Source organism: Synechococcus sp. O70.1, assembly GCF_047462215.1.
Taxonomy (GTDB): Bacteria; Cyanobacteriota; Cyanobacteriia; order Thermostichales; family Thermostichaceae; genus Thermostichus.
In genome coordinates, this window is the sequence record NZ_JANSIT010000001.1 from 66,993 (window position 1) to 91,460 (window position 24,468).

The 24,468-nt window shown below is 60.8% G+C and carries 23 protein-coding genes and 1 tRNA gene; 15 read left to right on the forward strand and 9 right to left on the reverse strand.

Features of this window, described 5'->3' with window-relative positions:
* Positions 1–12: 12 nt before the first annotated feature.
* Together NW833_RS00330 and NW833_RS00335 are read left to right on the forward strand one after the other, a co-directional pair.
* On the forward strand, positions 13–423 hold the full coding sequence (locus tag NW833_RS00330) for a PH domain-containing protein (RefSeq protein WP_414393531.1): 411 nt from the start codon (positions 13–15) through the stop codon (positions 421–423).
* A gap of 2 nt (positions 424–425) precedes the next feature.
* Complete coding sequence (locus tag NW833_RS00335; protein ID WP_414411171.1) at positions 426–1,619, forward strand: glycosyltransferase; 1,194 nt, start codon at positions 426–428, stop codon at positions 1,617–1,619.
* On the opposite strand, the gene NW833_RS00340 is transcribed toward NW833_RS00335, so the two are convergent.
* Positions 1,613–3,097, reverse strand: a complete 1,485-nt coding sequence (locus tag NW833_RS00340) for a hypothetical protein (protein ID WP_414411172.1) — start codon at positions 3,095–3,097, stop codon at positions 1,613–1,615. The two genes, NW833_RS00335 and NW833_RS00340, sit on opposite strands and share 7 nt — an antisense overlap.
* Positions 3,098–3,265: 168 nt before the next feature.
* On the opposite strand from NW833_RS00340, the gene NW833_RS00345 reads away from it, so the two are divergent.
* Positions 3,266–3,676 (forward strand): hypothetical protein, encoded by a 411-nt coding sequence (locus tag NW833_RS00345; protein WP_414393537.1) that lies wholly within the window; start codon positions 3,266–3,268, stop codon positions 3,674–3,676.
* A gap of 18 nt (positions 3,677–3,694) precedes the next feature.
* Here the strand turns inward: NW833_RS00345 and ssuE are convergent, their stop codons facing one another.
* Positions 3,695–4,240: an NADPH-dependent FMN reductase gene (ssuE, locus tag NW833_RS00350; RefSeq protein WP_414411173.1), complete on the reverse strand. Its 546-nt coding sequence runs from the start codon at positions 4,238–4,240 to the stop codon at positions 3,695–3,697.
* A 71-nt stretch (positions 4,241–4,311) separates the two neighbouring features.
* Between ssuE and NW833_RS00355 the strand changes: the two genes are divergently transcribed.
* From NW833_RS00355 to NW833_RS00370, 4 genes are all read left to right on the forward strand, one after another.
* Positions 4,312–4,383, forward strand: a tRNA-Gly gene (locus tag NW833_RS00355).
* Positions 4,384–4,610: 227 nt separating this feature from the next.
* Positions 4,611–4,952, forward strand: coding sequence for a hypothetical protein (locus NW833_RS00360; RefSeq protein WP_414411174.1), 342 nt, complete (start codon positions 4,611–4,613; stop codon positions 4,950–4,952).
* A 186-nt stretch (positions 4,953–5,138) separates the two neighbouring features.
* Entirely contained in the window at positions 5,139–6,968 is a 1,830-nt protein-coding gene (locus tag NW833_RS00365) for a BamA/TamA family outer membrane protein (RefSeq protein ID WP_414411175.1), read from the forward strand.
* Between the two features lie 45 nt (positions 6,969–7,013).
* Positions 7,014–7,355 (forward strand): hypothetical protein, encoded by a 342-nt coding sequence (locus NW833_RS00370; RefSeq protein WP_414411176.1) that lies wholly within the window; start codon positions 7,014–7,016, stop codon positions 7,353–7,355.
* Here the strand turns inward: NW833_RS00370 and NW833_RS00375 are convergent.
* Positions 7,352–8,434 (reverse strand): Mrp/NBP35 family ATP-binding protein, encoded by a 1,083-nt coding sequence (locus NW833_RS00375; protein WP_414393547.1) that lies wholly within the window; start codon positions 8,432–8,434, stop codon positions 7,352–7,354. The genes NW833_RS00370 and NW833_RS00375 overlap by 4 nt on opposite strands.
* Before the next feature lie 147 nt (positions 8,435–8,581).
* Here NW833_RS00375 and NW833_RS00380 point away from each other — a divergent pair, with 147 nt between their 5' ends.
* The 3 genes from NW833_RS00380 to NW833_RS00390 all read left to right on the forward strand — a co-directional run bounded on the left by NW833_RS00380 (position 8,582) and on the right by NW833_RS00390 (position 12,547).
* Complete coding sequence (locus NW833_RS00380) at positions 8,582–9,079, forward strand: N-acetyltransferase family protein (RefSeq protein ID WP_414411177.1); 498 nt, start codon at positions 8,582–8,584, stop codon at positions 9,077–9,079.
* Between the two features lie 64 nt (positions 9,080–9,143).
* On the forward strand, positions 9,144–10,484 hold the full coding sequence (locus NW833_RS00385; protein WP_414411178.1) for a competence/damage-inducible protein A: 1,341 nt from the start codon (positions 9,144–9,146) through the stop codon (positions 10,482–10,484).
* The gene (locus NW833_RS00390) at positions 10,481–12,547 is read left to right on the forward strand and encodes a M48 family metalloprotease (RefSeq protein ID WP_414411179.1); all 2,067 of its coding nucleotides are present in this window, start codon (positions 10,481–10,483) and stop codon (positions 12,545–12,547) included. Before NW833_RS00385 ends, NW833_RS00390 begins: the two co-directional genes overlap by 4 nt.
* Here the strand turns inward: NW833_RS00390 and typA are convergent.
* The 4 genes from typA to glpX all read right to left on the reverse strand — a co-directional run bounded on the left by typA (position 12,544) and on the right by glpX (position 17,327).
* Positions 12,544–14,361, reverse strand: coding sequence for a translational GTPase TypA (gene typA / locus NW833_RS00395; RefSeq protein WP_414411180.1), 1,818 nt, complete (start codon positions 14,359–14,361; stop codon positions 12,544–12,546). The genes NW833_RS00390 and typA overlap by 4 nt on opposite strands.
* A 124-nt stretch (positions 14,362–14,485) precedes the next feature.
* Positions 14,486–14,593, reverse strand: coding sequence for a photosystem II reaction center protein Ycf12/Psb30 (gene psb30 / locus NW833_RS00400; RefSeq protein ID WP_099812430.1), 108 nt, complete (start codon positions 14,591–14,593; stop codon positions 14,486–14,488).
* An 83-nt stretch (positions 14,594–14,676) separates the two neighbouring features.
* Positions 14,677–15,972 (reverse strand): glutamyl-tRNA reductase, encoded by a 1,296-nt coding sequence (locus tag NW833_RS00405; protein ID WP_414411181.1) that lies wholly within the window; start codon positions 15,970–15,972, stop codon positions 14,677–14,679.
* A gap of 311 nt (positions 15,973–16,283) precedes the next feature.
* The gene (gene glpX, locus NW833_RS00410) at positions 16,284–17,327 is read right to left on the reverse strand and encodes a class II fructose-bisphosphatase (RefSeq protein ID WP_414411182.1); all 1,044 of its coding nucleotides are present in this window, start codon (positions 17,325–17,327) and stop codon (positions 16,284–16,286) included.
* A gap of 252 nt (positions 17,328–17,579) precedes the next feature.
* Between glpX and NW833_RS00415 the strand changes: the two genes are divergently transcribed.
* Complete coding sequence (locus tag NW833_RS00415) at positions 17,580–17,855, forward strand: DUF1830 domain-containing protein (RefSeq protein ID WP_414411183.1); 276 nt, start codon at positions 17,580–17,582, stop codon at positions 17,853–17,855.
* 117 nt (positions 17,856–17,972) lie between these two features.
* The gene (locus NW833_RS00420; protein ID WP_414393562.1) at positions 17,973–18,581 is read left to right on the forward strand and encodes a peroxiredoxin; all 609 of its coding nucleotides are present in this window, start codon (positions 17,973–17,975) and stop codon (positions 18,579–18,581) included.
* Between the two features lie 128 nt (positions 18,582–18,709).
* Here NW833_RS00420 and NW833_RS00425 read toward each other — a convergent pair whose 3' ends face one another.
* Positions 18,710–19,144, reverse strand: coding sequence for a photosystem I reaction center subunit II PsaD (locus NW833_RS00425; RefSeq protein WP_414393564.1), 435 nt, complete (start codon positions 19,142–19,144; stop codon positions 18,710–18,712).
* A gap of 157 nt (positions 19,145–19,301) precedes the next feature.
* Positions 19,302–20,276 (reverse strand): acetyl-CoA carboxylase carboxyltransferase subunit alpha, encoded by a 975-nt coding sequence (locus NW833_RS00430; protein ID WP_414393565.1) that lies wholly within the window; start codon positions 20,274–20,276, stop codon positions 19,302–19,304.
* Between the two features lie 216 nt (positions 20,277–20,492).
* Between NW833_RS00430 and NW833_RS00435 the strand changes: the two genes are divergently transcribed.
* From NW833_RS00435 to NW833_RS00445, 3 genes are read left to right on the forward strand one after another with little or no spacing between them, the layout of a single operon-like run.
* Positions 20,493–22,940: a DUF3656 domain-containing U32 family peptidase gene (locus NW833_RS00435; protein ID WP_414411249.1), complete on the forward strand. Its 2,448-nt coding sequence runs from the start codon at positions 20,493–20,495 to the stop codon at positions 22,938–22,940.
* Positions 22,941–22,949: 9 nt separating this feature from the next.
* Complete coding sequence (locus NW833_RS00440; RefSeq protein ID WP_414411184.1) at positions 22,950–23,660, forward strand: polysaccharide deacetylase family protein; 711 nt, start codon at positions 22,950–22,952, stop codon at positions 23,658–23,660.
* Positions 23,661–23,694: 34 nt separating this feature from the next.
* Positions 23,695–24,447: a PspA/IM30 family protein gene (locus tag NW833_RS00445; RefSeq protein WP_414348131.1), complete on the forward strand. Its 753-nt coding sequence runs from the start codon at positions 23,695–23,697 to the stop codon at positions 24,445–24,447.
* The last annotated feature ends 21 nt before the right edge of the window (positions 24,448–24,468 follow it).

Below are 24,468 nucleotides of genomic sequence, written 5' to 3' on the forward strand. Positions count from 1 at the left end.
ACTAGGCTAGGCATGGCTATCAAAGAGGAGGTTTTCTTCGAAGGCGGGCCTCATATAGGCGATCTAGTGCTGAACTCCTTTATCGGCCTTACCGTTGTTGGCTTGCCTCTATTTGTGGGGGCGCTGGTGCGCAGGCTGTGGGTTCACTACCGGATTACCAATCGCCGCATTACCGTCATTGGCGGCTGGGGGGGCAAGGAGCGCTCTGATGTCATTTACAAAGAAATTGCCAAGGTGGTAACGGTGCCACGGGGCCTGGGCACATGGGGCGATATGGTGCTCACCCTTAAAGATGGCAGCCGCCTAGAGATGCGGGCAGTGCCGCGCTTCCGGGAGATCTACGCCTACATTAGCGAGCGGCTGGACGAAAAAGCCAGACAGGTCAGCGGGCCCATTGGCAAAAGGCCTCCCGCCGCCTCCTAACCATGCCTGCTGGGGATCCCGCTTGGCCACAGCGCCTAGCGTTGGTGCATGAGTACCTCATCTGGCCAGGGGGCTCGGAAAAGGTTTTGCAGGAGCTATTGGCCTTTGCCCCGCAAGCCCCTCTCTACGTCAGCCTCTTCTCGGCGCACACGCTGCCGCCGAGCTGGCAGGATCGGCCGATCCACACCTCGTTTTTGCAAAGCTGGGCCAAGGGGCTAGGGGTGTTGCGCCGCAACTACCATGGGCGCCTTAAGTACCTGCTGCCCTGGATGCCCCTGGCCTATGAGAGCTTCGATTTCTCCGCCTATGACTGCGTCATCTCCAGCAGCCATGCTTTCGCCAAAGGGATCCTGACAGGGCCTTCCACCCTGCACCTAAGCTACATCCACAGCCCGCCCCGCTACCTCTGGGAGAACCAGGAGCTCTATCTTGAGCGAGAGGGGTTGACAGGGATCCGCCCCCTTGCCGCCCTCAGCCGGTGGCTGATGCACCACCTGCGCCAGTGGGACTTTGTGGCAGCCCAGCGACCAGATCTCTTGATTGCCAACTCGCAGCACATCCGCAGGCGCATTGCCAAGCTCTACCGCCGCGAGGCCGTGGTTATCTATCCGCCGGTGCCGCTCCAGGGGTTTGAGCCGGTGGCCGCTCCCACAGCCGATTACGACCTGGTGGTGGGCCGGCTGGTGCCCTACAAGCGGGTGGATTTGGCCATTGCTGCCTGCAAGCAGCTGGGCCGCCGTCTGGTGGTGGTGGGCGAAGGGCCAGAGCTGCCGCGGCTAAAGCAACTGGCGGGGCCACAGGTGGAGTTTTTGCCCCACCAGCCTCTAGAGCGTCTCCAGGAACTGCTGGCCAATTGCCGGCTGCTGCTAGTTCCCTGGGAGGAAGATTTTGGCCTGGTGGCAGTAGAGGCCCAAGCGTGTGGTCGACCTGTCGTTGCCCTCAACCGAGGGGGCACTCGCGAGACCGTCCGCCACGGCCAGACTGGGATCCTCATCCCTGAAGCCAGTGTGGAAGCCCTGGTGGAAGGGCTGCGCCAAGCGGATCGCCGGGAATGGGATCCGCAGCAGATTCGCGCCCATGCTCTGCAGTTTGCGCCGGAGCGGTTTCATGCCCAACTGGGATCCCTGCTGCGCTGGGCCTGGCCTCGTTTTCAAGCTGGGGAGCCGCTGGATCCAAGAGGCTGGAGCGCTCAGTAGAGCCGTCGCTGCAAAAAAGCTGGCAACTCGATGCGGCTGCGCTCACCACCTTCTCCGCTGCTGCGGCCAGTGGCCAAGAGAGAGCGCTTCAGCAGCCTCTCTGTCCGATCCTCCCCTTCCTTGAGGGTAAGGGGTGGGATCCCGCCGACGGGCGTTCTCTCCCTGGGGGACTCACCGCTGGTGGAGACGGCGGCCACCTCCGGGGAGGGAGCAGGCTGGGCAGGGAGGGCTTGCAGCCGTTCCTGATGGCGCCAGCAGTGCGCAGCCCCAGTTGGATGGCTCGACCTGAGCTCGACCCCTGCCCGGCTTGGAGCTGACTGGCGCAGGGCAGCCAGTTGCTCCTCCAGCTCCCGGTTGCGCTGCTGCAACAGAGCCACCTCCTTTTCTTGCGCCTGCGCGTAGGCTTGAATTTGCGCACACTTAGCTTGTAGGGCCGCCACCTGCTGCTGCAGCTTCTCAATCTCTTTTTGGCCGAGTAGATAGCGGGCCTCCGCCACCTCCCGCGCCCGCTGGGCTTCTTCCAGCTTTTCCTGCGCCGGTCGCTGGGCCAGCTCTTGGAGGAGGTGATCCCGCTCAGCCCGCAGGGTGTCCACCTCACGGGAGAGAGCCTGCACCTGCTCCTCCAGGGCAAGATCTCTACCGCTGCCGGGTTCAGCTGGCGGCTGTTCAGAGCGCAGAGCCTGTAGCTGGGCCTCCAGTTGGGCAATTTGCTGAGCCTGCTCTGCCTGTTGCTGCCGGCTCTGCTGCAGTTCTTCCAGCAAGCTAGCCCGCTCCGCCTTGGCAAAGGAGGCCTGCTGGCGCAGATGCTCCAACTGGCGAAGCTGTTGCCAGGCCTTGTTCAGCTCAGCCTCGAGGTGGGCTTTTTCGCTCTCTAGCTGCGTCTTCAGGCTTTGCCATTCTGCCTCGGCCTGGCGGTGGGCAGCTTCCAGCTCCGCCCGCTGGGTTTCCAACTCCCGCACCTGCGCCTGCAACTGCTCCTTTTCTTTCTCCAACTCCTGGATGCGGAGCTGGAATTGGGCTTGCAAAAGCTGCACCTGGGGCAACTTGGCGGCGTACTCCCCCAGCTGGTTGGCTTGCTGTTTTAGCTCCCAGAGCTCCTGCTGCAGTTGATAGAACCGAGCTGGCTCGATGCGCCGCTGCAATTCTGCCTTGAGGGTTTCGATTTCCGCTTGGCTGGTTTGCAACTGCTGCTGCAGGAGCTGGTAGTGCTCTAGGGTGGGGCGACGCTCCATCTCCCAGAGGAGATTTTGGAGCTCCTCAATGTGCTGCTGCTGTTGCTGAAAAGCTTCCAGGGTAGGACGTTGTTCCAGCCGAGCCTTCTCTTCTTGACACGCTTGCAACGCTCGCTCTTGATCCTGCAGTTGCCGTTCTAGGCGCTGGATACACTCAATCTGCTGCAGCGACAGCGCCTCTGACTCGGCCACGGCCCGCTCCAAGTCACGCACGCGCGCCCGCAAAGTTTCTAGTTCCCCTTCCATAGCCGGGCTGCTCGAGAGGTTATGGGCCCTACTGTAGCAGATGCCATGGGGGAAGATCCAGTGCAACCACCACATATAGCGTAAAAACTTTTGGGTTCTCGAGAACTGGCGCTAGAGATGTCCAGCTTGCCGCCTATACTGGGAGAGGGATTTTCAGGGGAAAGTCCAGTGGGATCCAAACTTTGGCAACTGACGTTGGCCCTGCTGGGAGTAGCCGTAGGGGGTTGCAGCAGCGCAGCTCTGGCTCCTAGCACCCCCTTGCCACCGCTAATCCTTAGCAGCGACATTCCTTCCGTAATTAGTCGAAGCGGATTTTTGGAGGTGGGGGTTGCGGTGTCAGTGCCAGGGCGGCTCCCGGCAGAGCTGGCGTTTCAGCTCTCGTGGTCCGGGATCGAGGTGCAAACCCTCTCGGCAGCCCAGGTAAACTGTGTTGCTGGCGAGGTATCCTGCACCACTCGCTTCCGGCTCCGCCCGCCTTCGAATCTAGCGCCCGGCTCGTACCTGCTCAGTTTGCGGGTCTTCGACCGGCTGGGACAAAGTACTGCTGTGAGCAAACCGGTGCTGCTGCGCGATTCCTAGGAGGGTCGGGACTGGCCTTTACTGCACTGCCTGGACAAGGGCCTGGATCCCCGCCTGCAGGCGTTCGGCAATCTCATCTTCCAGCCGCAGGGTGCCGTCTGCCTCGAACTGAATCTGCGAGCTGAGGATGTAGATCCCTTTCAAAATGTGGGTTGCGCCCATCACAGCCAGCACTGGCTTCATGGCAAAGTCGATGGCCAGTAGGTGGGCCAGCGTTCCGCCAGTGGCGATGGGGAGAATCACTTTGCCGACAAAGGCATCCTGATCCAGTAAGTCCAGCAGCGCCTTGAACACGCCGGGATAGGAAGCCTTGTACACAGGAGCCGAGAGGACGATCCCAGCGGCTTGGGCCACCTTCTCTTGGATCTGCTTTAGGTGAGGGCTCTCAAAGTTAACCCGCACCAGGTCCTCCGCCGGAAAATCCCGCACCGAAGCAAACTCGCTGCTTAGCCCCAACTGGGATAGGATCCCGGCAACGTAGTGCAAAATTGCTTCCGACCGCGGCGGTGGGCCAGCAGACTCTCGAGGACCAGGGCTACCGGAGAGCAGAAGGATAGAGGGCATCGGCCAAAGGCAGAACGCTGCTTCTGTTGTACCAGGGATCCCGTCCAGAAAGTGCTAGTATAGTGTTAACTGCGGGCGTAGTTCAGCGGTAGAACGCCAGCTTCCCAAGCTGGATGTCGTGAGTTCGAGTCTCATCGCCCGCTTCTTGAGAGCTACAAAGCTTTCCCCCTTTGCTCCTCCCCTGGGTCCGAGGCGGTGTTTGCTCAGGTAAAGACTCTGTCCTGCTGGCGCAAGCAGGATGAAAAGTCCGCCTTTTAGGGCGAATAAGTTTGCCCTGAGGCGCAGCCTTTTTTGCGGCAAGGGAGGAGAGCCTTTTCGGCGGGACAAGCTAAGGTGCTAGCATCCCACTGCTATGGGGAGAACGGTGAGGATGCTGGCCAAGCTCTTCCCTGCGGTAGCAGCTCTGTTCTGCCTAGGTCTAGCTCCAACCGCCCTGGCCCAGACCTTCTCTGCCCAGCAGACGGTGCTCCTCGACAGCAAACAGAACAGCGCCACCCCTTTCCAAAGCAATGTCCTGCAAAACCTTGTCTTCGTCGTGCCCAATCCCCCAGCGCAGCACTTCGCTGGCAGGTGGGGTTGGCACAGCAGCCCCTTACCGCCCCCTGCTCCCATCACAATTCTAATTCTCAACTCCCAAGCCAACCTGTCCGCCGAGCAGGTCGAGTCCCAGAGCTGTGGCCAGCGCTGCCAGGGATCCCTGCGCCTGCCCTAAGGAAAAAGCTGACCAAGGTCTGCAGTCCGGCCCGCGGCAAGGCTCGGATCCGCTAGGGAGGGAGTTGATATAATTCAGGCCAATTGTTCACGGCTGGGCGGAATCTTTTTCTCTTTAGGGGTGTGAGGGATGAGGAACCGTTCCAGGCAACTCGGGCTCCAGCTTACTGCCGCGCTCACTTGGGGGATGAGCCTGCTGGCGGGAACTGCAGCTTGGGCGCAACCCCAGCCGGGCACCCTGGATCTGCACACCGGTGGCACCACGCCCACCCCACCCTCCCCCACCCCTACCCCCGCTGCCAGCGAGCCAGAAGTTTTGGTGGCAGAGGTGGTGGTTGAAGGAACCGATGACCCAGAGCTGATCGATCAGGTTTACAAAGTCATTCGCACCCGCGCCGGCGAGGTCTCCACTCGATCCCAGTTGCGGGAAGACATCAACGCCGTGTTTGCCACCGGTTTCTTTGCCGATGTGCGGGCTGTGCCCTCCGATACCCCCCTGGGAGTGCGGGTTACCTTTGAGGTCAAGCCCAACCCCGTCCTCAAAGCCGTGCGCACAGAAGGGACAAAAGTGTTGGATCTGGAGGTGCTCCGGAAGGCTTTTGCTGAGCAAGAAGGACGGGTGCTCAACTTTGGCAAACTGCAGGCGGCAGTGGAGGAGATCGAGCAATGGTACGCCGACAAAGGCTACGTGCTAGCCAAAGTTATTGATGTACGCACTTCCGAAGACGGCACCCTCACCCTGGAAATTGCTGAAGGAGAGATCGAGGACATTCGCGTGCAGGGCAACACCAAAACCCGCGACTTCATCATCACCCGTGAGCTCAAGACCAAGCCGGGGGATGTGTTTAACCGCAACCAGATCCAGGAAGATCTGCAGGCGGTTTTCAACCTTAACCTCTTTCAGGACGTGAATGTGGGCCTCAACCCTGGGCGGGATCCCAACAAAGTCGTGGTGGTGGTGAATGTGGAAGAGCGGCGCACCGGCACTTTGAGCGGGACCCTTGGCGTCAGCTCGGCCACAGGGGTCTTTGCCGGTCTTAGTGTCTCGGAAGAAAACTTGGGCGGCAACAACCAAAAGGCCAGCTTCAATGTGCAGGTGGGCACCAACGAAACTCTGTTTGACCTCAACTTCACCGACCCGCGCATTGCCACGCTGGAGATCCCCACCTCCTACAGTGTCAACATCTCCAACCAGCAGAGCTCCAGCTTTGTTTTCAACGAGGGATTGACTCTGCCCAACGGGGATCCCGTGCGCATCAACCGGCTGGGCGGCAGCATCACCTTCTCGCGCCCCCTTGGAGGGAATTGGCGGGCCAGCTTGGGTGCCCGCGTCCAATTTGTGGAAGCCCGAAACAGCAAAGGCGAGCAGGAGCGCTTTGATGTGCTGGGCAACCCGATTACCTTCAGCGCAAGCGGCCAAGACAGCTATACCAGCCTGCGGTTGGGCCTCATCCACGACACTCGCGACAACCTCAACACCCCCAGCCAGGGATCCGTCTTTCGCCTCTTCACCGAGCAGTCGGTACGTCTGTTCCAGAACGGCCTGAACGCCAACCGCCTCGAGGCCAGCTACAGTCAGTTCATTCCCGTCAAGCTCTTTGAAACGCGCAGCGAGCGGCCCCAAGTGCTGGCTTTTGACGTGCGGGCGGGTACTACCCTTGGCGACTTGGCTCCCTACGACGCTTTCCCTATTGGCGGAGGCAACTCGGTGCGGGGATTTTTTGAGGGCGGCATCGGCTCCGGCCGCAGCTTTGCCACCGCAACAGCGGAGTTGCGCTTTCCCCTTTTCGACCCAGTAGGGGTAGTGGTTTTTGCCGACTACGGCACCGATCTGGGCAGCGGCGCGGCGGTCATCGGCAATCCGGCGGCGGTGCGCAACAAGCCCGGCAGTGGCCTAGGGCTGGGGGCTGGTATCCGCATCCAATCTCCCCTGGGGCCGCTGCGGATCGACTACGCCGTTGGGCAAGGAGAGGCCGGCCGGGCTCAACTGCACTTTGGCATTGGGGAGAAGTTCTAGCTAGGGGCTTGCTATGGTGGGAGCAGCACTTCTGGGGAAAAATCCATGCGCGGCTCCTTAGTTCTCTTGCTCTGCCTCAGCCTAGCTCTAGGTGGGTGTAGCCAGTTGGCACGGCTAGGCCTTGGCATAACCCCCATTGCCCAGATTGAGCAGGATCCCTCCCGCTACGCCAATGTCTACGTCCGTGGCCGTGTGGTCAACCAAATAGGGGCGTTCGGGCAGGGTGTGTACGAGATCCAAGACCACAGCGGCTCGCTCTGGGTCCTCACGGACAAGGGGCTGCCAGCTATGAACAGCACCATAACCGTGCGCGGCAAGGTCCAGGAAGGGATCCTGTTGGCAGGGCGCCGCTTTGGCGTGTCGCTGGTAGAAGTCGAGCGCTTCTAGCCGGCCCCAAGAGCTACCATGGAGACTCGGCCCGCCAAGGCTTTGGCAATCTGCTGGAGCGCCTGGGCCGAGGCAGACTTGGGCTTGTCAACAACAATAGGCTTGCCCGCATCTCCACCCTGGCGCAGAGCAATCTCCAACGGGATTCGTCCTAGCAGCGGAACCCCCAGCTCGCGGGCGGTGGTCTCTCCCCCTGCCGAGCCAAAGATATCGTACTGGCGATCCGGTAGGTCGGGGGGAATGAAGTAGCTCATGTTCTCCACAATGCCGAGGATGGGCACCCCCAGTTGCCGGAACATGTTCAAGCCCTTGCGGCTGTCGAGGAGGGCCACCGACTGGGGGGTGGTGACGATGACAGCGCCCGCTAGCGGCACCGCTTGGGCCAAGGTCAACTGGGCATCGCCAGTGCCGGGGGGCATGTCCACGAGGAGATAGTCCAACTCGCCCCACTGCACCTGGTAGAGAAACTGCCGGATGACGCCGTTGAGCATTGGCCCCCGCCAGATTACTGGCTGATCCCGTCCCACCAGGAGGCCCATCGACACCATCTTGACGCCGTAATTTTCTAGGGGAAGGATCTCTTCGCTGCCGTCTTCCCGTTTGCGCACCACCAGAGACCGATCCTGCAGCCCCAGCATCAGCGGCACATTGGGGCCGTAGATATCCGCATCCAGCAGCCCCACCTGCGCTCCGCTCTGGGCAAGGGCGACAGCTACATTGACCGCTACCGAGGTTTTGCCCACCCCTCCCTTGCCGCTGGAGATGGCGATGATGTTGCGCACGCCTGGGATGGGCTGCCGATTGGGCAGAGAGGGCGAGCGGGGGGTTTCTGCCGTAACGGTGACCTCGATGGTTTCAACGGGAGCCAGGCGGCGGATAGCAGCCTTGCACTCCTCGACGAGGAACTCCCGCAAGGGGCAGGCTGGCGTTGTCAGCACCAGAGTAAAGGCCACCCGCTCCGGCTCGACGCGGATATCCCGGATCATGTTCAGTTCCACCAGGCTGCGGCGTAGCTCCGGATCTTGAACCGGGCGCAAGGCTTCAAGGATAGCAGCAGCATCAAGGGTGGAGGTCGTCATGGGAGCTGAGGAGGTTGCTTCATATTCTTCACTCTAATCGGTTTTTCCAGCTCTTCTCGGCCAGCCCTCGGCCAACTGGCTGACCCAGGTCAGTTCTAGCTGTAGTCTGTTCTCGTGCCGGTATCTCAAGTTGTGAGGCTAGAAGGTATGGAAATCCGCCCTGCCAGGCCTGAAGATGCGCCCGCTTTGTTTAACCTCATCTGCGCCCTAGCCGAGTACGAGAAGCTGAGCCACTTGGTAACGGGATCCGCTGATCTATTGCGGCACCATTTGTTTGGCCCCGAAGCCTTTGCCTCGGCGTTGTTGGCAGAAGTGGAGGGGCAAGCGGTGGGGTTTGCTCTTTACTTTCGTCATTTTTCCACCTTCCTCACCCGGCCCGGACTCTACCTGGAAGATCTGTTTGTGCTGCCCGAATTCCGCGGCAGGGGCATCGGCAAGGCGCTCTTGGCACGGGTGGCTCAGGAGGCGGTGGCCAAAGGATACGGGCGGCTGGAGTGGATGGTTTTGGACTGGAACCAGCCGGCAATGGAGTTCTATCGGCGCTTGGGCGCCAAACAGCACCCTGAGTGGATTCTCCACCGTCTCAGCGGCTCTGACCTGGAAGCGCTGGCTCGGAGCCTCGACGCTCAGCCCACCTCTGAATAGGATCCCTGCGCGAAAGGGGGGCCAGACCTCTATACTTAGCGGCTGAGCCGAGGTTGAGCCGAGCATGAGCCCAACGCAAATCGTCACTCCCCAAGGGGCCGAAATCCTCTGTGTTGGCACCGAGTTGCTTTTGGGAGAGATCGCCAACACCAACGCCCAATATCTGGCAGCCGAGCTGGCCAAGCTCGGGATCCCGCACTACTACCAAACGGTGGTGGGGGATAACGAAACCCGCATCCACCAGGCCCTGGAGGTGGCCTGCCAGCGCTCCAGCCTGCTGTTAATCACAGGAGGCCTGGGGCCAACCCCGGATGATCTGACCCATGCGGCGCTGGCTTCCTTTTTTGGAGTGGAGATGGTGGAGCACCCCCAGCTCTGGGAGGAGATTCTGCGAAAATACGGCCAGCGCGGCCTTGTGCCCTCGCCTAGCAACCGCAAGCAGGCCTTTCTGCCCCGGGGAGCCGCCATCCTGCCCAACCCCCTCGGCAGCGCCTGTGGCCTCATTTGGCAGCCCCGCCCCAACTTGCATGTTCTCACCTTTCCCGGCGTGCCGCAGGAGATGCAGCGCATGTGGCAGGAGACGGCTGTACCCTATTTGCGCTCCCTCGGCTGGGGCAAGGAGGTCTTCTACAGCCGCGTGCTGCGCTACTGGGGCATCCCCGAATCGACCTTGGCCGAGCGGGTGGCCCCCTGGCTGGCCGGGGAAAATCCCACGGTCGCTCCCTACGCCAGCCAAGGGGAGGTGCGCCTGCGAGTTACTGGACGCGCTCCCACGCGCGAGGCGGCAGAGGCCCTGATTGCTCCAGTGGTGGAGCAGATTTTGCAGATTTCTGGAGAAGACTACTTTGGCAGCGATGAGGCCACCTTGGCCAGCGTGGTGGGGGAGCTGCTCCTGCAGCGGCGGCAGACCCTGGCGGTAGCCGAATCCTGCACCGGCGGGCTACTGGGGCAGTTGGTAACCGGGATCCCGGGCAGCTCGCGCTATTTCCTGGGCGGCATCGTTGCCTACGACAACCGCTTCAAGGAGCAGCTTTTGCGGGTAGATCCCAAGACGCTGCAGCAGCATGGAGCAGTTAGTGAGCCGGTAGCTGCCCAGATGGCGCTGGGAGCCAAGCAGGTTTTTGGTTCCGACTGGGCCCTGAGCATTACTGGCATTGCCGGCCCAGAGGGGGGCACTGCTGCCAAGCCGGTTGGCCTGGTCTATCTGGGCTTAGCTTACCCGGAGGGGAAAGTGGAAGTGTTGGAGTACCGCTTGGGTAGCCTGCGCGGCCGAGAGGGCGTGCGCTGGTGGAGCGCCCAAGCGGCGCTGGACTGTCTGCGGCGGCGCTTGCTCCGCTACCCCCTTTCGGGGGGATCCCCAGAGCCTAAGCTAGAGGAGCAGGCAGATCTCGGAGCAGGCCGATGAACCCCGCGGAGGCGGGCAAGGAGGCCCTACGGCAGGGCCGCTTTCAAGAAGCTATCCAACTTCTTGAGGACTATTTGGCCCAGGTTCATCACGGGGGCCAGGGAGGGGGGATCCCAGCAAGTAGGCAAGTCCTGGAAGCCCAGATGAATTTGGTGCGGGCCTACCATCAGCTAGGCCAAGCAGAGAAGGCGCGGGCGCTTTGTCTAAAACTGCTGCAGCATCCGGATCCTCAGGCGCGAGACTGGGCCCAAAAAATCCTGTCCCGTCTGCCCCAAACGGCGGAAAAACCCGCTGCTTCCCCCTCCTCCAGCCGCCAACGGGCCAGTCAGGTAGGCTTAAGGATCCCCTTGCCGGCGGAGGCCGGTTCTCTAGGATGGGCCAAGTGGGGATCCCTGGCTGTGGGCCTCCTCTTCCTCTGGTGGCTGAGTTTTGGGCTGGTGGGCAGCCACCTGGATTTTGGGCGGCTAAGTTTTCCACGGCAGCTTTGGTTTTTGCAGGGGTTGCTGCCCTGGCTGCGCAACGGCTTACGCTGGCTGGTGGCTGGCAGCCTGGCGGTTAACTTTGGCGTAGGCCTGCTCTTTTTTGCCCCCTGGCTCCTGGATCACCTGCACCAGCGGCTGCACAAGTTGCGCTGGGCCAGCCTAGGAGAACTCGAGCGCCATAGCCCCGAGGCAGCTCGCCTGCTGCAGCGCCTCTGCGCCCAGAAGCACCTCAAACTGCCGCGCCTGGGGGTGATTCCAGAAGGGGGACCGCTGGCCTTTGTCTACGGCACTTTTCCCGATGGCGGCCGCATCGTGGTCACCCAGGCCCTCTTGCAGCGGCTTGCTCCCGATGAGATTGCCGCCGTCTACGCCCAGGCCCTGGGGCGGATCGTTAACGGCGACATCCTGCTCATGACCCTGCTAGGATCCCCCCTGCAGTTGGTTTACCTAACCCTGGAGCAAGTGAGCCACCTGGGGAGCCAACGGCGGGATCTCATTGGACACGTGGCTCCCCTGCTCTACCTGATCTACACGGTGCTTTCCTACCCCCTGTTTTTCCTCTCCCGCCTGGGCACCTACCACGCCGATCACTTCGCGGTCGAGGCCACGGGCAACCCCAACGGGCTAATGGCCGCTCTGCTCAAGTCGGCTGCTGGCCTGCAGGAGGTTCACAAAAACGACCGCCGCCCCTCCTCGCTGTTGCACTGCACCCGCCTCTTTAGCCTCCTGGACTTCAAAACTACCGCTGCCGCCAGTGCCGCTGTCCGCTTGCAGGATCCCGCCCAAGCCGGCCAGGTCTTCCGCTGGGAGCAGCTCAACCCCTGGGCCCGCTGGATGCAGCTGAATTCCAGCCATCCCCTGCTGGGACAGCGCTTTCAGGTTTTGGGGAAATACGCGCAGCGGCTGCGCCTTTTGCCTGAGCTAAGCCTAGTCAAGCCGAATGAGGGAGGGGCTCCTCAAAAGGCTCGCTTCTGGGTGGACCTGGCCATCTACGCTGCCGAAGTGGTCGGCATGGTTATAGGCTGGCTGGTGGGGCTAATCCTCTACTTAGGGCTGCGAGATCGCCTCGATCCCAAGATCATTGCCGCGGCTGCGGTGGTGGGCTATGGGATGGGCCTGTGGGCCAAGGCAGGGCTCATGTACCGAGGACCTCTGTTGCCCCAGCCCACTGCGGTGCTCAGCTTGCTGGCCGATCCGGACGCGGATCCCTGCCGCAGTCAGCCGGTGGAGCTGGAAGGCGAGCTGCTGGGATTGGGACCAACTGGCTATCAACTGGGAGCAGAGCTCAAGCTCCAGGATGCCACCGGCCTGATCCCCCTGCGCTTCACCTCTCCCCTGGGACCGCTGGGCAATGTCTTTTCCGGCCTAAAGTCCCTCCGCGCCCTCATGGGCCGGCAGGTCAAGGTGGTGGGCTGGTTCCGCCGCGGCAACACTGCCTGGGTGGATTTGGCCTATGTCCAAACAGAAGCAGCTCGTCTCCACAGCCGTCCCCGCCTGTGGCTGCTGCTCCTTGGCCTGGGGTTTGTCCTCCTCGGCCTTTGGGGCGCTTTCTATTTCCCCAACTTACGCTTTTACCTCTAGCGGCGAGAGGGCGCCAACTGGGCCTTGCGCAGTCGCACCGACTGGGGGGTGACCTCCACCAGCTCGTCCTCGCCAATGTATTCCAGGGCTCGCTCCAGAGTCATCTCCACCGGCGCCTGCAGCTGCACCAGCTCTTCTCCCGTTGAGGCGCGATGGTTGGTTAGGTGTTTGGTCTTGCAGACGTTTAGCTCCAGATCCTGGGGTCGGTTGTGCTCACCCACAATCATGCCCTTGTAAACGCGGGTGCCCGGCTTAATGAAGAACACGCCGCGGTCCTCCGCATTCTTCAGGGCATAGGTGGTGGCCACTCCCTCTTCAAAGGCAATGAGCACGCCGTTGCGGCGAGTCTCCAGCCCTGAGGTGAGAGGACGGTACTCCAAAAAGCTATGGCTCATAATCCCTTCGCCGCGGGTGATGCGGACAAACTCGCTGCGAAAGCCAATGAGCCCCCGCGCCGGGATGACGAACTCCAACTGGGCCCGACCGTCCGCGCCCACTCTCATGTTCTGCATCTCTCCCCGCCGCTCTCCCAGCCGTTCGATGCAGGCGCCCACTGCCGCTTCCGGCACATCCAACACCAAAAGCTCATAGGGCTCGTAGGGCTGGCCGTTGACTTCGCGGAAGATCACCTTCGGCTGGCCAACCTGGAACTCGTAGCCCTCCCGCCGCATGGTTTCCAGCAAAATGCCCAGGTGCAGTTCGCCTCGCCCCGACACCAAAAAGCAATCTGGGGACTCGGTCTCCTCCACCCGTAGCGCCACGTTGGTTTCCAGCTCCCGCATCAGGCGCTCCCGCAATTGCCGCGAAGTAACAAAGGTGCCCTCCTGGCCGGCAAAGGGAGAGTCGTTGACGCAGATCCTCACCTGCAGCGTCGGCTCGTCCACCTTGATCAGCGGCAGGGCCTGGGGGTTTTCGGGAGAGGTGAGGGTGTGGCCAATGTGGGCCTCGGCAAACCCTGCCACCGCCACAATATTGCCGGCAGTGGCTTCTGTTAGCTCAATGCGCTCCAGGCCTTGGAAGCCAAACAGCTTGGTTACCTTGCCCCTGGCAATCGACCCGTCTTCTTTGACCACCGCCAACTGATCCCCAAGCCGAATGGTGCCGTTGTGGATCTTGCCAATCACAATCCGGCCCAGGTATTCCGAGTGCTCCAGCGTCGTGACTTGCAGTTGCAGCGGCTTGGCGGGATCCCCCACTGGCGGCGGCACGTATTTGAGGATGGCCTCAAAGAGAGGCCTCATGTCGAGAGGGCCGCTGTAGTTGCCTGCAAGGAAAGCTTTGAGGTCAGCTTCTTCCAGGGCAAAACCCCGTAGTCCCGAGGCAAATAGGTAGGGGAAGTCGCACTGGTCTTCGTCAGCGCCTAGCTCCAGAAACAGATCCAACACTTTGTCGATGACCTTGTAGGGCTCGGCCTGAGGCCGATCAATTTTGTTGACCACCACGATTGGGCGCAAGCCCTTCTCCAAGGCCTTACGCAACACAAAGCGGGTCTGAGGCATCGGGCCCTCGTTGGCATCCACAATCAGCAGACAGCCTTCCACCATGCCCAGCACCCGCTCCACCTCCCCGCCAAAGTCGGCGTGGCCGGGAGTATCGACGATGTTGATCAGGGTTTCGCCATAGCGAACGGCGGTGTTCTTTGCCAGGATGGTGATGCCCCGCTCCCGCTCTAGGGCGTTGCAATCCAGCACGCAGGCGGGAATGTCTCCTTCCGCCCGCAGGGCTCCTGCCTGGCGCAACAGGGCATCCACGAGGGTGGTTTTGCCGTGGTCAACGTGGGCAATGATGGCAATGTTGCGGATAGGGATCGGCATAGCCCTCAATCCGTAGAAAAACTCACCCCCAGCCTTTCCTGGGGGTGCCTCTACAACTCTAGCGCAAAGAAGTGTTACATCGCAGAGAGAGTTGCCCTGCCAGCGCTACCGGGCAACCCTTGCCTCACATATCAGCCCCGCGCAGGTAAAGCACCAAAATGACCGCCGGCCCTGCCAAGACAATCAAGGCAAGCAGCGCCAACTGCACGAACACTTCGTATTGCCCGAACATAGCCCCAAATCCCGTAGCCTACTTGTGTATCCTAAGGTCCGCTGTTGCCTGAAGATGAGGGGACTGTTGCAATTCTTTAAAACCTAGCGCTCCTGCTGGGCCTGAAAGGGCATGGGATCGAGGTTAAAGAGTTCCTGCAGAATTTGCATCGCCTTCCGTCGGGCCTCGATGTCCCGTTTGGCCCGCAGTTGCACCATAGGGTCATGCAGGATCTTGTTGACGATGCCACGGGTGAGGGCGTCGATGACCTCCAGGTGCTTCTCGGCAAAGTCCTTGCCCAGCCGGGAGAGAGCTTTCTCCATCTCCTGCTCGCGGATAGACTCCACCTTGTGGCGCAGGCTGGAAATGGTGGGCACTGTTTCCAGAGAACGCCACCACTCCATGAACTGCTCCACCTCTTCTTCGATCAAGGCCTCGGCCGCCAGGGCCAGCTTTTGCCGTTGGGCGCGGTTTTCTTCCACGACGCGGGAGAGGTGATCTACGTTGAACAGCCGCACCCCTCTGAGCTTTTCTACCTCGGGATCGATGTTGCGGGGCACGGAGATATCCACCAACAGCAGCGGCTGATCCGGCTGCAGCACTTCCACTAGTTGGGCGTAGGTAAGGATGGGCTGGGTGGCGCTGGTGCTGGTGAAGACCAGATTGGACTCCGCCACGCTGTTGAGCAACGACTCCCAAGGCAGGACTTGGATTGGTTGCTCAAATTGCTGGGCTAGCGCTTCTGCCCGCTCTAAGGAGCGGTTGACTAGGGTAATATCCACCGCTCCCTTGGCCAGAAGGTGCTGCAGCAAGAGGCGGGCCATTCTCCCTGCTCCCACGACGGTAACCTTGCCCTGGGAAAGCGATCCCTGCTCTTGCAGGGCCAGCTCCACGGCTGCCGAGCTAATGGACATGGCGCCGGTGCCGATCCCCGTCTCCGCGCGGACGCGCTTGCCGGCAGTGATGGCTGCCTTGAAGAGGCGGTTGAGGATGCGATCCGTGCCGTTGCATGCCTGGCCCAGTTGTTGAGCCTTTTTCACTTGCGCCAAGATCTGCCCTTCTCCCAGCACCAAGCTCTCCAGCCCGGCCGCCACCCGCATCAAGTGGGTCACCGCATCTTGGTAGAGCAGGGTAAACAGGTGGGGACGCAGTTGGGGCAGGGGGATCCCCTTTGCCTCGGCCAAAAACTGCATCGTCTGCCGCACCCCGCTTTCGGTTTCTGGCGTAACGATGTAGACCTCCAGCCGGTTACAGGTGCTGAGGATTGCTGCTTCCTCAATGTGGGGGTGGGCACGGAGCTGCCGGATCCTCTCTCCCACCTCGGCCTCCCCAATGCTGAGGCGCTCCCGGATCTCCACAGGAGCTGTGCGATGGCTAAGACCGACAACCGCGATAAACATGCCTCTCCGTCGTCTATAGACCACTGATTGTTAAATCTCTAAACAAAGGCAAACCTTGCCCGAAACAAGAATAGCCTAGAGCCTAAGCAAAGCGTCTTACCTGTCTTGGCTGCAGCAAGCTTAGGTAACTTTTCTCAGACTACCTAAACCCTAAGACCAGTATCGGATCGGTTTTGCCAGATTTTGCTGAAGAGTTATTACGTTTTTTCGGGGTCGGCCTTGATAGATTTTTTAACGTTCTCCCAAGCAGAAGGGCGACCTTCCCCAGGGAAAGCCGCCCTCGTCACTGGGAAGAGCTAGGAGGGGATCCGTCAGCGCAGTTGCAGGGCGGGGGGCTGCTGGCCCTCCTTCAGGTGGATGGTGTCCACAAAGCGCACGGTGCGGGATTGGCTAGAAATCACCAGCGTTTCCGTACGCGCTCCACCCCCGAAGAAGCGCACTCCCCGTACCAGATCCCCATCGGTGATACCGGTGGCCGCAAAGAGCAGCTCTTTGCCGCTGGCTAGCTCCTCACACTCCCATACCTTATCGGGATCCTCAATGCCCTTTTCTTTCAGTTCTCGCCGGGTCTCTTCTACCGGTGGCAGGTAGGTGCCCGCCTGCACCACTTCGGGATCGTAGATGAGCCGCCCTTGGAAGTGAGCGCCCAGACAGCGCAGCGCCGCTGCCGAGATCACTCCCTCGGGAGCCGCTCCAATCCCCATCAGGGCATGGATACCTGTGCCGCTGAACGCCACTGCCAGAGCTGCCGAGAGGTCGCCGTCGGTAATTAGCTTCACCCGCGCCCCTGCCTCACGGATTTGGCGGATGAGATCGGCGTGGCGCTTGCGATCCATGACCACTACCGTTAGGTCCGCCACCTCCCGACCCAGGCTTTCGGCGATGATCTTGAGGTTCTTTTCTGGCGGATAGTCCAGGTGAACCTTGCCCTTGGCCTGGGGCGGGGCCGCTAGTTTTTGCATGTAGATGTCCGGGGCGTTGAGAAGGCCGCCTTTCTCGGAGATGGCCAGCACCGCCATGGATCCGTTCTGGCCTTTGGCTACCAGGTTGGTGCCCTCGCAGGGATCCACAGCAATATCGATCTCCACCAGCTCTTCCACGCGACAGAACTGCTCGGCGTCGGGACGGGTGCAGATCCCCACTTCCTCCCCGATGTAGAGCATGGGGGCCTCGTCGCGGGTTCCCTCCCCAATGACGATTCGACCGCGCATGGGGATCTGGTTGAGTTTCTCCCGCATGGCTTCTACGGCTGCTTGGTCAGCGGCCTTGTTGTCCCCCTTGCCCATCCAGCGGGCGGCAGCAATGGCAGCCTGTTCCACCACTTCGATGATCTCGAGCCCCAACTTGTTGTCCACGGTATGCCCCCCTCGGAACGATGAAGGCCAACTTCAGTAAGGATCTCTTCAAACTCTCTCCCAGTTTACCAGGGCAGGCTTCTTCTCGAGATCTTTATCCCCACCTTGAATAACCTGAGAGAACAAATTGCCAAAAGTCAAGCGCAAAGGGCGATCCCCGTCCCAGCCGCTGGCTATTGTCGGCTGGGGATCAAGGATGATAGCCTGTCCTAAAGGGCAATAAGTTTTTCTTAAGGGAATTAAAAAACAGCAATGAAAAGATACGTTTATGTCAACCGCTCTGGCCGGGTTCAGGTAATCCGGACGATCCCTGGCCACTGGGAGCGCACCCTCTTCCCGGGCCAGTATGCCACTTTCGAGGCAGAACCCGACGACTACCTAGAAGTCTATAGCTGCTGCTGCGCCACTACCATCTTGGAAGAGCGCCGCCCCTGCCGCTGGTTGCTGGATTCTTCCCTTCCTGAAGTAGAAGCCCATCCTTGGCTGCCCCCCCATTTGGATACCTTGGCAGATGCTGTAAATGGGTGAGGGACAAGAGGTTGTCGGGTCGGTTTAGCTTGCCTAACCCGCAAGACAAACTCATTATGAGTATGGTATGTTGATTTTAGTTTACATTTGCACCTTAGCGGAAGGAGGGTCGACCTCATGTCTCAGCAAGGATGTCTGCGGGTGGGGCAGCTAGCTCCCGATTTTTCGGCCACGGCCGTTTACGACATGGAATTCAAGACGGTGAGGCTCTCTGACTACAGGGGCAAGAAGTATGTGGTGCTGCTCTTTTACCCCTTGGACTTTACCTTTGTCTGCCCGACCGAGATCACGGCCTTCAGCGATCGCTACGACGAGTTTGCCAAGTTGGACACGGAGATCCTCGGCATCTCGGTGGATAGCGAGTACTCTCACCTGGCCTGGATGCAAACCGACCGCAAAGCTGGCGGGGTGGGCGAGCTGAGGTATCCGCTGGTCTCCGACCTGAAGAAAGAGATCAGCGCCGCCTACAATGTCCTGGATCCGGCAACAGGGGTGGCGCTGCGCGGCCTGTTTATCATCGACAAGGAAGGGATCCTTCAGCACGCCACCATCAACAACCTGGCCTTTGGCCGCAGCGTGGATGAGACCCTGCGCACCCTGCAGGCTATCCAGTATGTCCAATCCCACCCCGATGAAGTTTGCCCAGCCAACTGGCAGCCCGGCCAGAGAACCCTAAAGCCCGACCCGGTCAAATCCAAGGAGTTCTTCGCGGCAGTTGCCAAGTAGACCAGGAATGCCAGACCTTGCGGCTCCGGCTCCAAGTGAGCTGGAGCTTTTTTAAAGAGGTGCAGACAGACAAAAGGGATCCCCTGAGCCTGGCAGGGGATCGGACAAGACCAAGGCTGCCAACCAAATTAGTCCCAGGGCTTGCCGTCGGTGAACTTGTAGGTAACGGGCTCGCGGTTTTTGCCGATGCTGTGATCTACCTTGCCGACGGGCTGGCGACCCTCGTTAACTTTTTCAGGGAAGACGCCATCTTTGGGATGCACCAGCTCCGGCTGTCCCCCTGCCGGAATGCGGAAGATCTGGTAGTCGTTGATCTTGTATTCAGATCTCAGCTGGGCCCCAAGAGCCAGGCACTGCTCCTTGCGGGCGAAGGTGAGGTAGTTCTTACCCTCCACCATCTCAGCAGCCCCGCCCGTGGGCATCTCAAACACCTGCCCTGGCTTGCCAGTCCAGGTGATGACGTATTTCTCTTCGGTCTCGGCTGCGCTCAACAGCCCTCCGGTAGATCCCCCGAAGAGGGGGAGCTTAGCGCCCTGCCGGGGATCGCCTTCCATCACAGCCATAGCCTCCCTTCTCGTTGCGGTTGGTGTTGCTTAGGCCGCGCTTGGGATAGCGCGCAGCACTTTGAATCTACCACTGACTTGATCTTTGACCTCAGAGCCGGCCAGGAACTGTAATTTTTCGTAGCAGAGCTAGCTTCGCTGAAGATAATTAGCTCTCCTAGGCCAGCTCCAGAAAAGCTCCCATGCGGCGAAACTTTTGGTAACGCTCTTCCCGCAACTCCCGCCCGCTCAGCCTGGAAAGCTCCTTGAGGTGTCTTAGGAGAGCCTCTTTGAGAGTTTGGGCAGCTTCCAAAGGAGCGCGGTGGGCACCTCCCACTGGCTCTGGCAGGATCTCGTCAATGACCTCCAGTTGCAGCAGATCTTGGGCAGTAATGCGCAGGGCTGCTGCCGCCTGGGGTGCTTTTTTGGCATCTTTCCAAAGGATGGCTGCACAGCCCTCTGGTGAGATTACCGAATAGACGGCGTGTTCAAACATCAAGATGCGGTTGCCCACCCCAATGGCCAAGGCCCCCCCGGATCCCCCTTCGCCAATCACCGTACAGATAATGGGGATCTCCAGCTGAAACAGCGTCCGCAAGTTGGTGGCAATGGCCTCCCCCTGGCCCTCAGCCTCGGCCTTAACTCCTGGGTAGGCCCCTGGCGTGTCGATAAAGGTCAAAAGGGGCAGACCAAAGCGGTGGGCATGCTCCATGAGCCGCAGGGCTTTGCGGTAGCCGGCAGGGTTGGGCATGCCGAAGTTGCGGTGGATGTTGTCTTTGGTGTCGCGGCCCTTTTGGTGGCCGAGGATCATCACCGGCTGATCCTCCAGCTTGGCTAGGCCGCCGACAATGGCCGGATCGTCCTGGCCGTGGCGATCCCCGTGCAGCTCAAACCAATCGTCGCAGATGGTCTGCACATAGTCCAAGGTGGTAGGGCGACGGGGATGGCGGGCCACCTGCAGCCGCTCGACAGGTGTGAGCTGCCTGAAAATCTCGCGGCGCAGCTCTTCGGCTTTGGCCTCCAGTTGGCGAATCTGCTCAGAAGCATCAATGTCGTTTTCTTCAGCCAAGGCCCGAATCTCCTGGATGCGCTGCTCGAGAGCGGCAACAGGCTGCTCGAACTCCAGCAGCAAGCGGTCGCTAGACTTGCTCATACCGTGTTGGCTAAACCTCGGGAGTCTGCTCAGAGATGGGGAGGTCAGGCTTTGATCTTCTCACATGCAGATCGGGTAGGCTAGAGGGAGTTACCCTGGGGGATCCTTTTGAATGGGAAAGGATCCCTTGGGTTGGCGGGTTCTCTTCCCATGAAGGCTGTTGTCAGAGATGGGGGATCAACAGGCTGCCTTGGAGAGCAGTCTTTGCCAACTCGGATGCCTCTCCTGCTAGCGCCGGCGGGGGACTGGGAGTGTGCCAAGGCAGCGGTGGAAAACGGAGCCGACGCCATCTACTTCGGACTGGAACGGTTCAATGCTCGCCTGCGCGCCCGCAACTTTACGGAGGCGGACTTGCCAGAGCTAATGGCCTGGCTGCACCAGCGCGGGGTGCGGGGCTACGTCACTTTAAATACCTTGGTCTTTCCTGAAGAGCTGGAGGAGGCGGAACAGTACATCCGCGCGATGACGGCAGCAGGGGTAGACGCGGTCATCGTGCAGGATGTCGGCATTGCGCGCCTGGTTCGACATCTTTCTCCCGACCTGCCCATCCACGCCTCAACACAGATGACTATTACCAGCGGCGTGGGAGCGGAGTTTGCTGCCGAGCTGGGCTGTGAGGTGGTGGTGCTGGCGCGGGAGTGTTCCCTCCAGGAAATAGCCAAGATCCGCGCCCATCTGGAAGAGAGGGGATCCCCCATTGCTCTGGAGGTGTTTGTCCATGGGGCCCTGTGCGTGGCCTACTCCGGGCAATGCCTAACCAGCGAGGCGCTGGGGAGACGCTCGGCCAACCGCGGGGAGTGCGCCCAGGCCTGTCGCCTGCCCTACGAGCTGGTGGTGGACGGGGTTCGCCGCGATCTGGGAGAGAAGCGGTATCTACTTAGCCCCCAAGATTTAGCTGGCTTGGAGGTGTTGCCGGAGCTAGTCAAGCTAGGGATCCACTGCTTGAAAATTGAGGGCCGCCTAAAATCCCCAGAATATGTAGCCAGCGTAACGCGCATCTATCGGCGGGCCTTGGACGCCTTGGGGGCAGGGGAAGTGTGGCAGCCCTCAGACCAGGAATGGTATGAGCTGGAGATGAGCTTTTCCCGCGGCCTGTACACCGGCTGGCTGCGAGGCATCAACAACCAAAAGCTGGTGCATGCCCGTTTTGGCAAAAAGCGCGGCGTTTACCTAGGACAGGTGGTGAGGATCGAGGGGGATCAGGTGGGAGTGCGCCTGGAAGCTCCCCTCAAGGCGGGGGATGGCGTGGTGTTTGACCAGGGGGAGCCAGAGCTGCCGGAGCAGGGGGGACGAGTTTACCGCGTGCACCAGAAGCAGGGATTGGCCTGGCTGAGCTTTGCCCAGGGGGCAATTGACCTCAAACGCCTGCGGGTAGGGGATCGCCTCTGGAAGACCAGCGACCCAGAGCTGGAAAAGCGCCTGCGCCGGAGCTATGCCGGGAATCAGCCCCGCTTCCGCCGCCCCGTCCACCTGGAAGTCCATGGCCAGGCCGGACTGCCCCTGACCCTCATCCTGCGCGATGAAGAGGGCCACGTGGTGCAGGTGGATTCCCCCATGCCTTTGCAGCCTGCTCGCCAGCAGCCCCTCACCGACGAGAAGCTGCGACAGCAACTGGGCCGCCTGGGAGGTACGCCCTTCCGGCTGGGATCCCTGCACAATGCCCTGGAGGGGGAGGTGATGCTGCCGGTCAGCGTCCTCAACCAAATGCGGCGCCAGGCAGTGGAGCAGTTGCAAGCGCTGCGAGCCCGGCCCCGCCGCTGGCAGCTCAATCCTGACGCCCACTGGCAAGACCTGCTGCCTCCCCTAGAGCCAGCCGAGCCGGGATTGCCCCAGCTGGTGGTGTTGGTGCGGGAGCCGGCCCAGTTGTCGGCGGCAATTGCCTGTGGCATCCGCCAGATCTACCTGGAGTTTGAGGATCCCCGCCGCTACCGGGAAGTTATCCGCGCTACCAAAGCTTCTCACCCCGAGGTGGAGCTGTGGGCGGCCCCGCCCCGCATCACCAAGCCGGGGGAAACTTGGATTCTAAAACAGGTGCTGGCGGCAGGAGCCGATGGCTATCTGGTGCGAAACTACGACCACCTACGCTTTTTCACCAACCAGCGCTGCATCGGCGATTTTTCCCTGAACGTGGCCAATCCCCTCACCGCCCACTATTTCAAAAGCCGCTACCGCCTGGAGCGCCTGACGGCCTCCTATGACCTCAACCATGAGCAACTGGGATCCCTGCTGCAGGCTGGCCCTGCCCATTGGTACGAGGTTACTATCCACCAGCACATGCCCATGTTCCACATGGAGCACTGCGTCTTCTGCGCCTTTTTGTCCAGTGGCACGGATTACACCAACTGTGGCCGCCCCTGCGAAAAGCACGAAGTAAGGCTGAGGGACAGGGCCAATGTGGAGCACATTTTGAAAGCCGATGCTGGCTGCCGCAACACCCTCTACAATGGCAAGGCCCAAACTGGGGCAGAATATGTGTCGCAGCTCCTGGCGCTGGGGTTGCGATATCTGCGCATTGAGTTCTTGCGGGAGTCTGCCGAGCAGGTTCAGCAAACCCTACGCTGCTATCAACAGCTCCTCCAGGGCCAGATGAGTGGCTCTCAACTGTGGCGGGAGCTAAAGCTGTACAGCCAGTTGGGGGTAACAAGGGGCTCTCTGGAAAGTTGAGGTCAATCTATGCCCTTTTGGCCGCCGCAGATCCTCCCCTCTGCCCTCTACCCCCTTCTGCAGCAGGGCCTCAAGACCCTTTTTCCTGAGGCTCTCTGGGACTTACCGCCAGATCCTCAGAAGCGACAGGTGGCCCTTACCTTTGACGATGGCCCTCACCCTGAATACACGCCGACCCTGTTGCAAGTTTTACAGGAGTTTCAGGTACCAGCCACCTTCTTTGTGTTGGGGGAACGGGTGCAGCGCTGGCCCCACCTGGCCCGGAAAATCCGCCAACAGAGCCACGGCATTGGCCTGCACGGCTGGCAGCACCGCTCGGTTACCCAGCTTAGCCGCGGTGAACTGCTACAGAGCTTGCGACGCAGCCAGGATACCCTCGTGGCTGCCTGTGGCGGCACCCCAGAAGAGTATCGGGCCGTGCGCCCCCCCAACGGTCTCTTCTGGCCCCGGACGCTAACCGACTTGCGCTCCTGGGGGTATCTACCGGTGATGTGGAGTGTGGTGCCGGAGGATTGGCTCTGCCCGCCGGTGGCCGTGGTGGTGGAGCGGGTGCTCAACCAAGTGCGGCCCGGCTCCCTGATTGTGCTCCACGACGGCGTCCAGGGGGGATCTCAGGTAGCCGAGGTAGTCCGCCGTTTGATCCCGGCTTTGCGGGAGCAGGGGTTTGACTTTGTCCGCCTGCCCCTTTCTGGCAAGCTTCCCAGTTGCAGAGGAAATTGAATACAGTGAAAGGCAGCGATAGGGAGGGCAAGCCATGGGCGTGCGTAAGATCATCTATGGCATTTTCGGGCAGCGAGCCGGCAGCCTCATCGTGGGCACGTGGAATTGGCTTTGGGGGCTGCCGGTGGAAAAAGGCGGGGCAGAGGCAGTGGCGGTGGCCGAAGAATCGGTGCGAACCATGCAGGAGACTGTGCAGCGTCTCACCGAAGCCGTCGCCACCCAGGTAGCTGCCTACCAGCGGGCCGAGCAAAAGTACGTGCAAAAGGTGCGGGAGTACCAGGCGCTGGAGAACAAGGCTCGCCTGGCTATGCAACGGGGGGATCAAGAAGCCGCTCGCCTAGCTATGGCCGAAGCCCTGCGCATTGAGGCCGCTCTTGGCCCGCTCAAGGAACAAGTGGAAACTGCTGAGCGCTATGTCAAGGCTGCCAAGGAAAAGCTGGCCCGGGAAAAAGAGCGTCTGGCCCTCTACAAGCGCGAGCTGAGCAACCTCAAAGACATCTACGAGGTGAACAAAGCCCTTGAACAGATGACCCGCGTTAACAACGCCTATAGCATTGACTCGGCCAAGTCCCAATTTGAGGCGGCCAAGAACGCCATCCAGGCTCGCCAGCTCAAGGTCCACGCCCTCAGCGAGCTCTCCGAGGATCGCAGCGAGCAACTTGCCGCCCAGCTTGACGAAATGGCTCTTGAGGACGAGATCTCCCGCCGCCTAGCTATGCTCAGTGGCCAGGGAGGCAGCACCGCCAAGCTGCCCTTGCCGGATCTGGACTTCGAGAAGCGCTCTTGATCACGTGTCCTAGCGAGGCTT

Coding starts and splice junctions, on each gene's coding strand:
- NW833_RS00335 (WP_414411171.1), top strand. CDS start 426: ATGCCTGCTGGGGATCCCGCTTGGCCACAGCGCCTAGCGTTGGTGCAT.
- NW833_RS00385 (WP_414411178.1), top strand. CDS start 9,144: ATGAGCCCAACGCAAATCGTCACTCCCCAAGGGGCCGAAATCCTCTGT.
- ssuE (WP_414411173.1), bottom strand. CDS start 4,240: ATGCCCTCTATCCTTCTGCTCTCCGGTAGCCCTGGTCCTCGAGAGTCT.
- NW833_RS00405 (WP_414411181.1), bottom strand. CDS start 15,972: ATGTTTATCGCGGTTGTCGGTCTTAGCCATCGCACAGCTCCTGTGGAG.
- NW833_RS00420 (WP_414393562.1), top strand. CDS start 17,973: ATGTCTCAGCAAGGATGTCTGCGGGTGGGGCAGCTAGCTCCCGATTTT.
- NW833_RS00360 (WP_414411174.1), top strand. CDS start 4,611: ATGCTGGCCAAGCTCTTCCCTGCGGTAGCAGCTCTGTTCTGCCTAGGT.
- NW833_RS00445 (WP_414348131.1), top strand. CDS start 23,695: ATGGGCGTGCGTAAGATCATCTATGGCATTTTCGGGCAGCGAGCCGGC.
- NW833_RS00425 (WP_414393564.1), bottom strand. CDS start 19,144: ATGGCTGTGATGGAAGGCGATCCCCGGCAGGGCGCTAAGCTCCCCCTC.
- psb30 (WP_099812430.1), bottom strand. CDS start 14,593: ATGTTCGGGCAATACGAAGTGTTCGTGCAGTTGGCGCTGCTTGCCTTG.
- NW833_RS00390 (WP_414411179.1), top strand. CDS start 10,481: ATGAACCCCGCGGAGGCGGGCAAGGAGGCCCTACGGCAGGGCCGCTTT.
- NW833_RS00430 (WP_414393565.1), bottom strand. CDS start 20,276: ATGAGCAAGTCTAGCGACCGCTTGCTGCTGGAGTTCGAGCAGCCTGTT.
- NW833_RS00435 (WP_414411249.1), top strand. CDS start 20,493: ATGCCTCTCCTGCTAGCGCCGGCGGGGGACTGGGAGTGTGCCAAGGCA.
- NW833_RS00340 (WP_414411172.1), bottom strand. CDS start 3,097: ATGGAAGGGGAACTAGAAACTTTGCGGGCGCGCGTGCGTGACTTGGAG.
- NW833_RS00365 (WP_414411175.1), top strand. CDS start 5,139: ATGAGCCTGCTGGCGGGAACTGCAGCTTGGGCGCAACCCCAGCCGGGC.
- NW833_RS00375 (WP_414393547.1), bottom strand. CDS start 8,434: ATGACGACCTCCACCCTTGATGCTGCTGCTATCCTTGAAGCCTTGCGC.
- NW833_RS00440 (WP_414411184.1), top strand. CDS start 22,950: ATGCCCTTTTGGCCGCCGCAGATCCTCCCCTCTGCCCTCTACCCCCTT.
- typA (WP_414411180.1), bottom strand. CDS start 14,361: ATGCCGATCCCTATCCGCAACATTGCCATCATTGCCCACGTTGACCAC.
- NW833_RS00380 (WP_414411177.1), top strand. CDS start 8,582: ATGGAAATCCGCCCTGCCAGGCCTGAAGATGCGCCCGCTTTGTTTAAC.
- NW833_RS00370 (WP_414411176.1), top strand. CDS start 7,014: ATGCGCGGCTCCTTAGTTCTCTTGCTCTGCCTCAGCCTAGCTCTAGGT.
- NW833_RS00330 (WP_414393531.1), top strand. CDS start 13: ATGGCTATCAAAGAGGAGGTTTTCTTCGAAGGCGGGCCTCATATAGGC.
- NW833_RS00415 (WP_414411183.1), top strand. CDS start 17,580: ATGAAAAGATACGTTTATGTCAACCGCTCTGGCCGGGTTCAGGTAATC.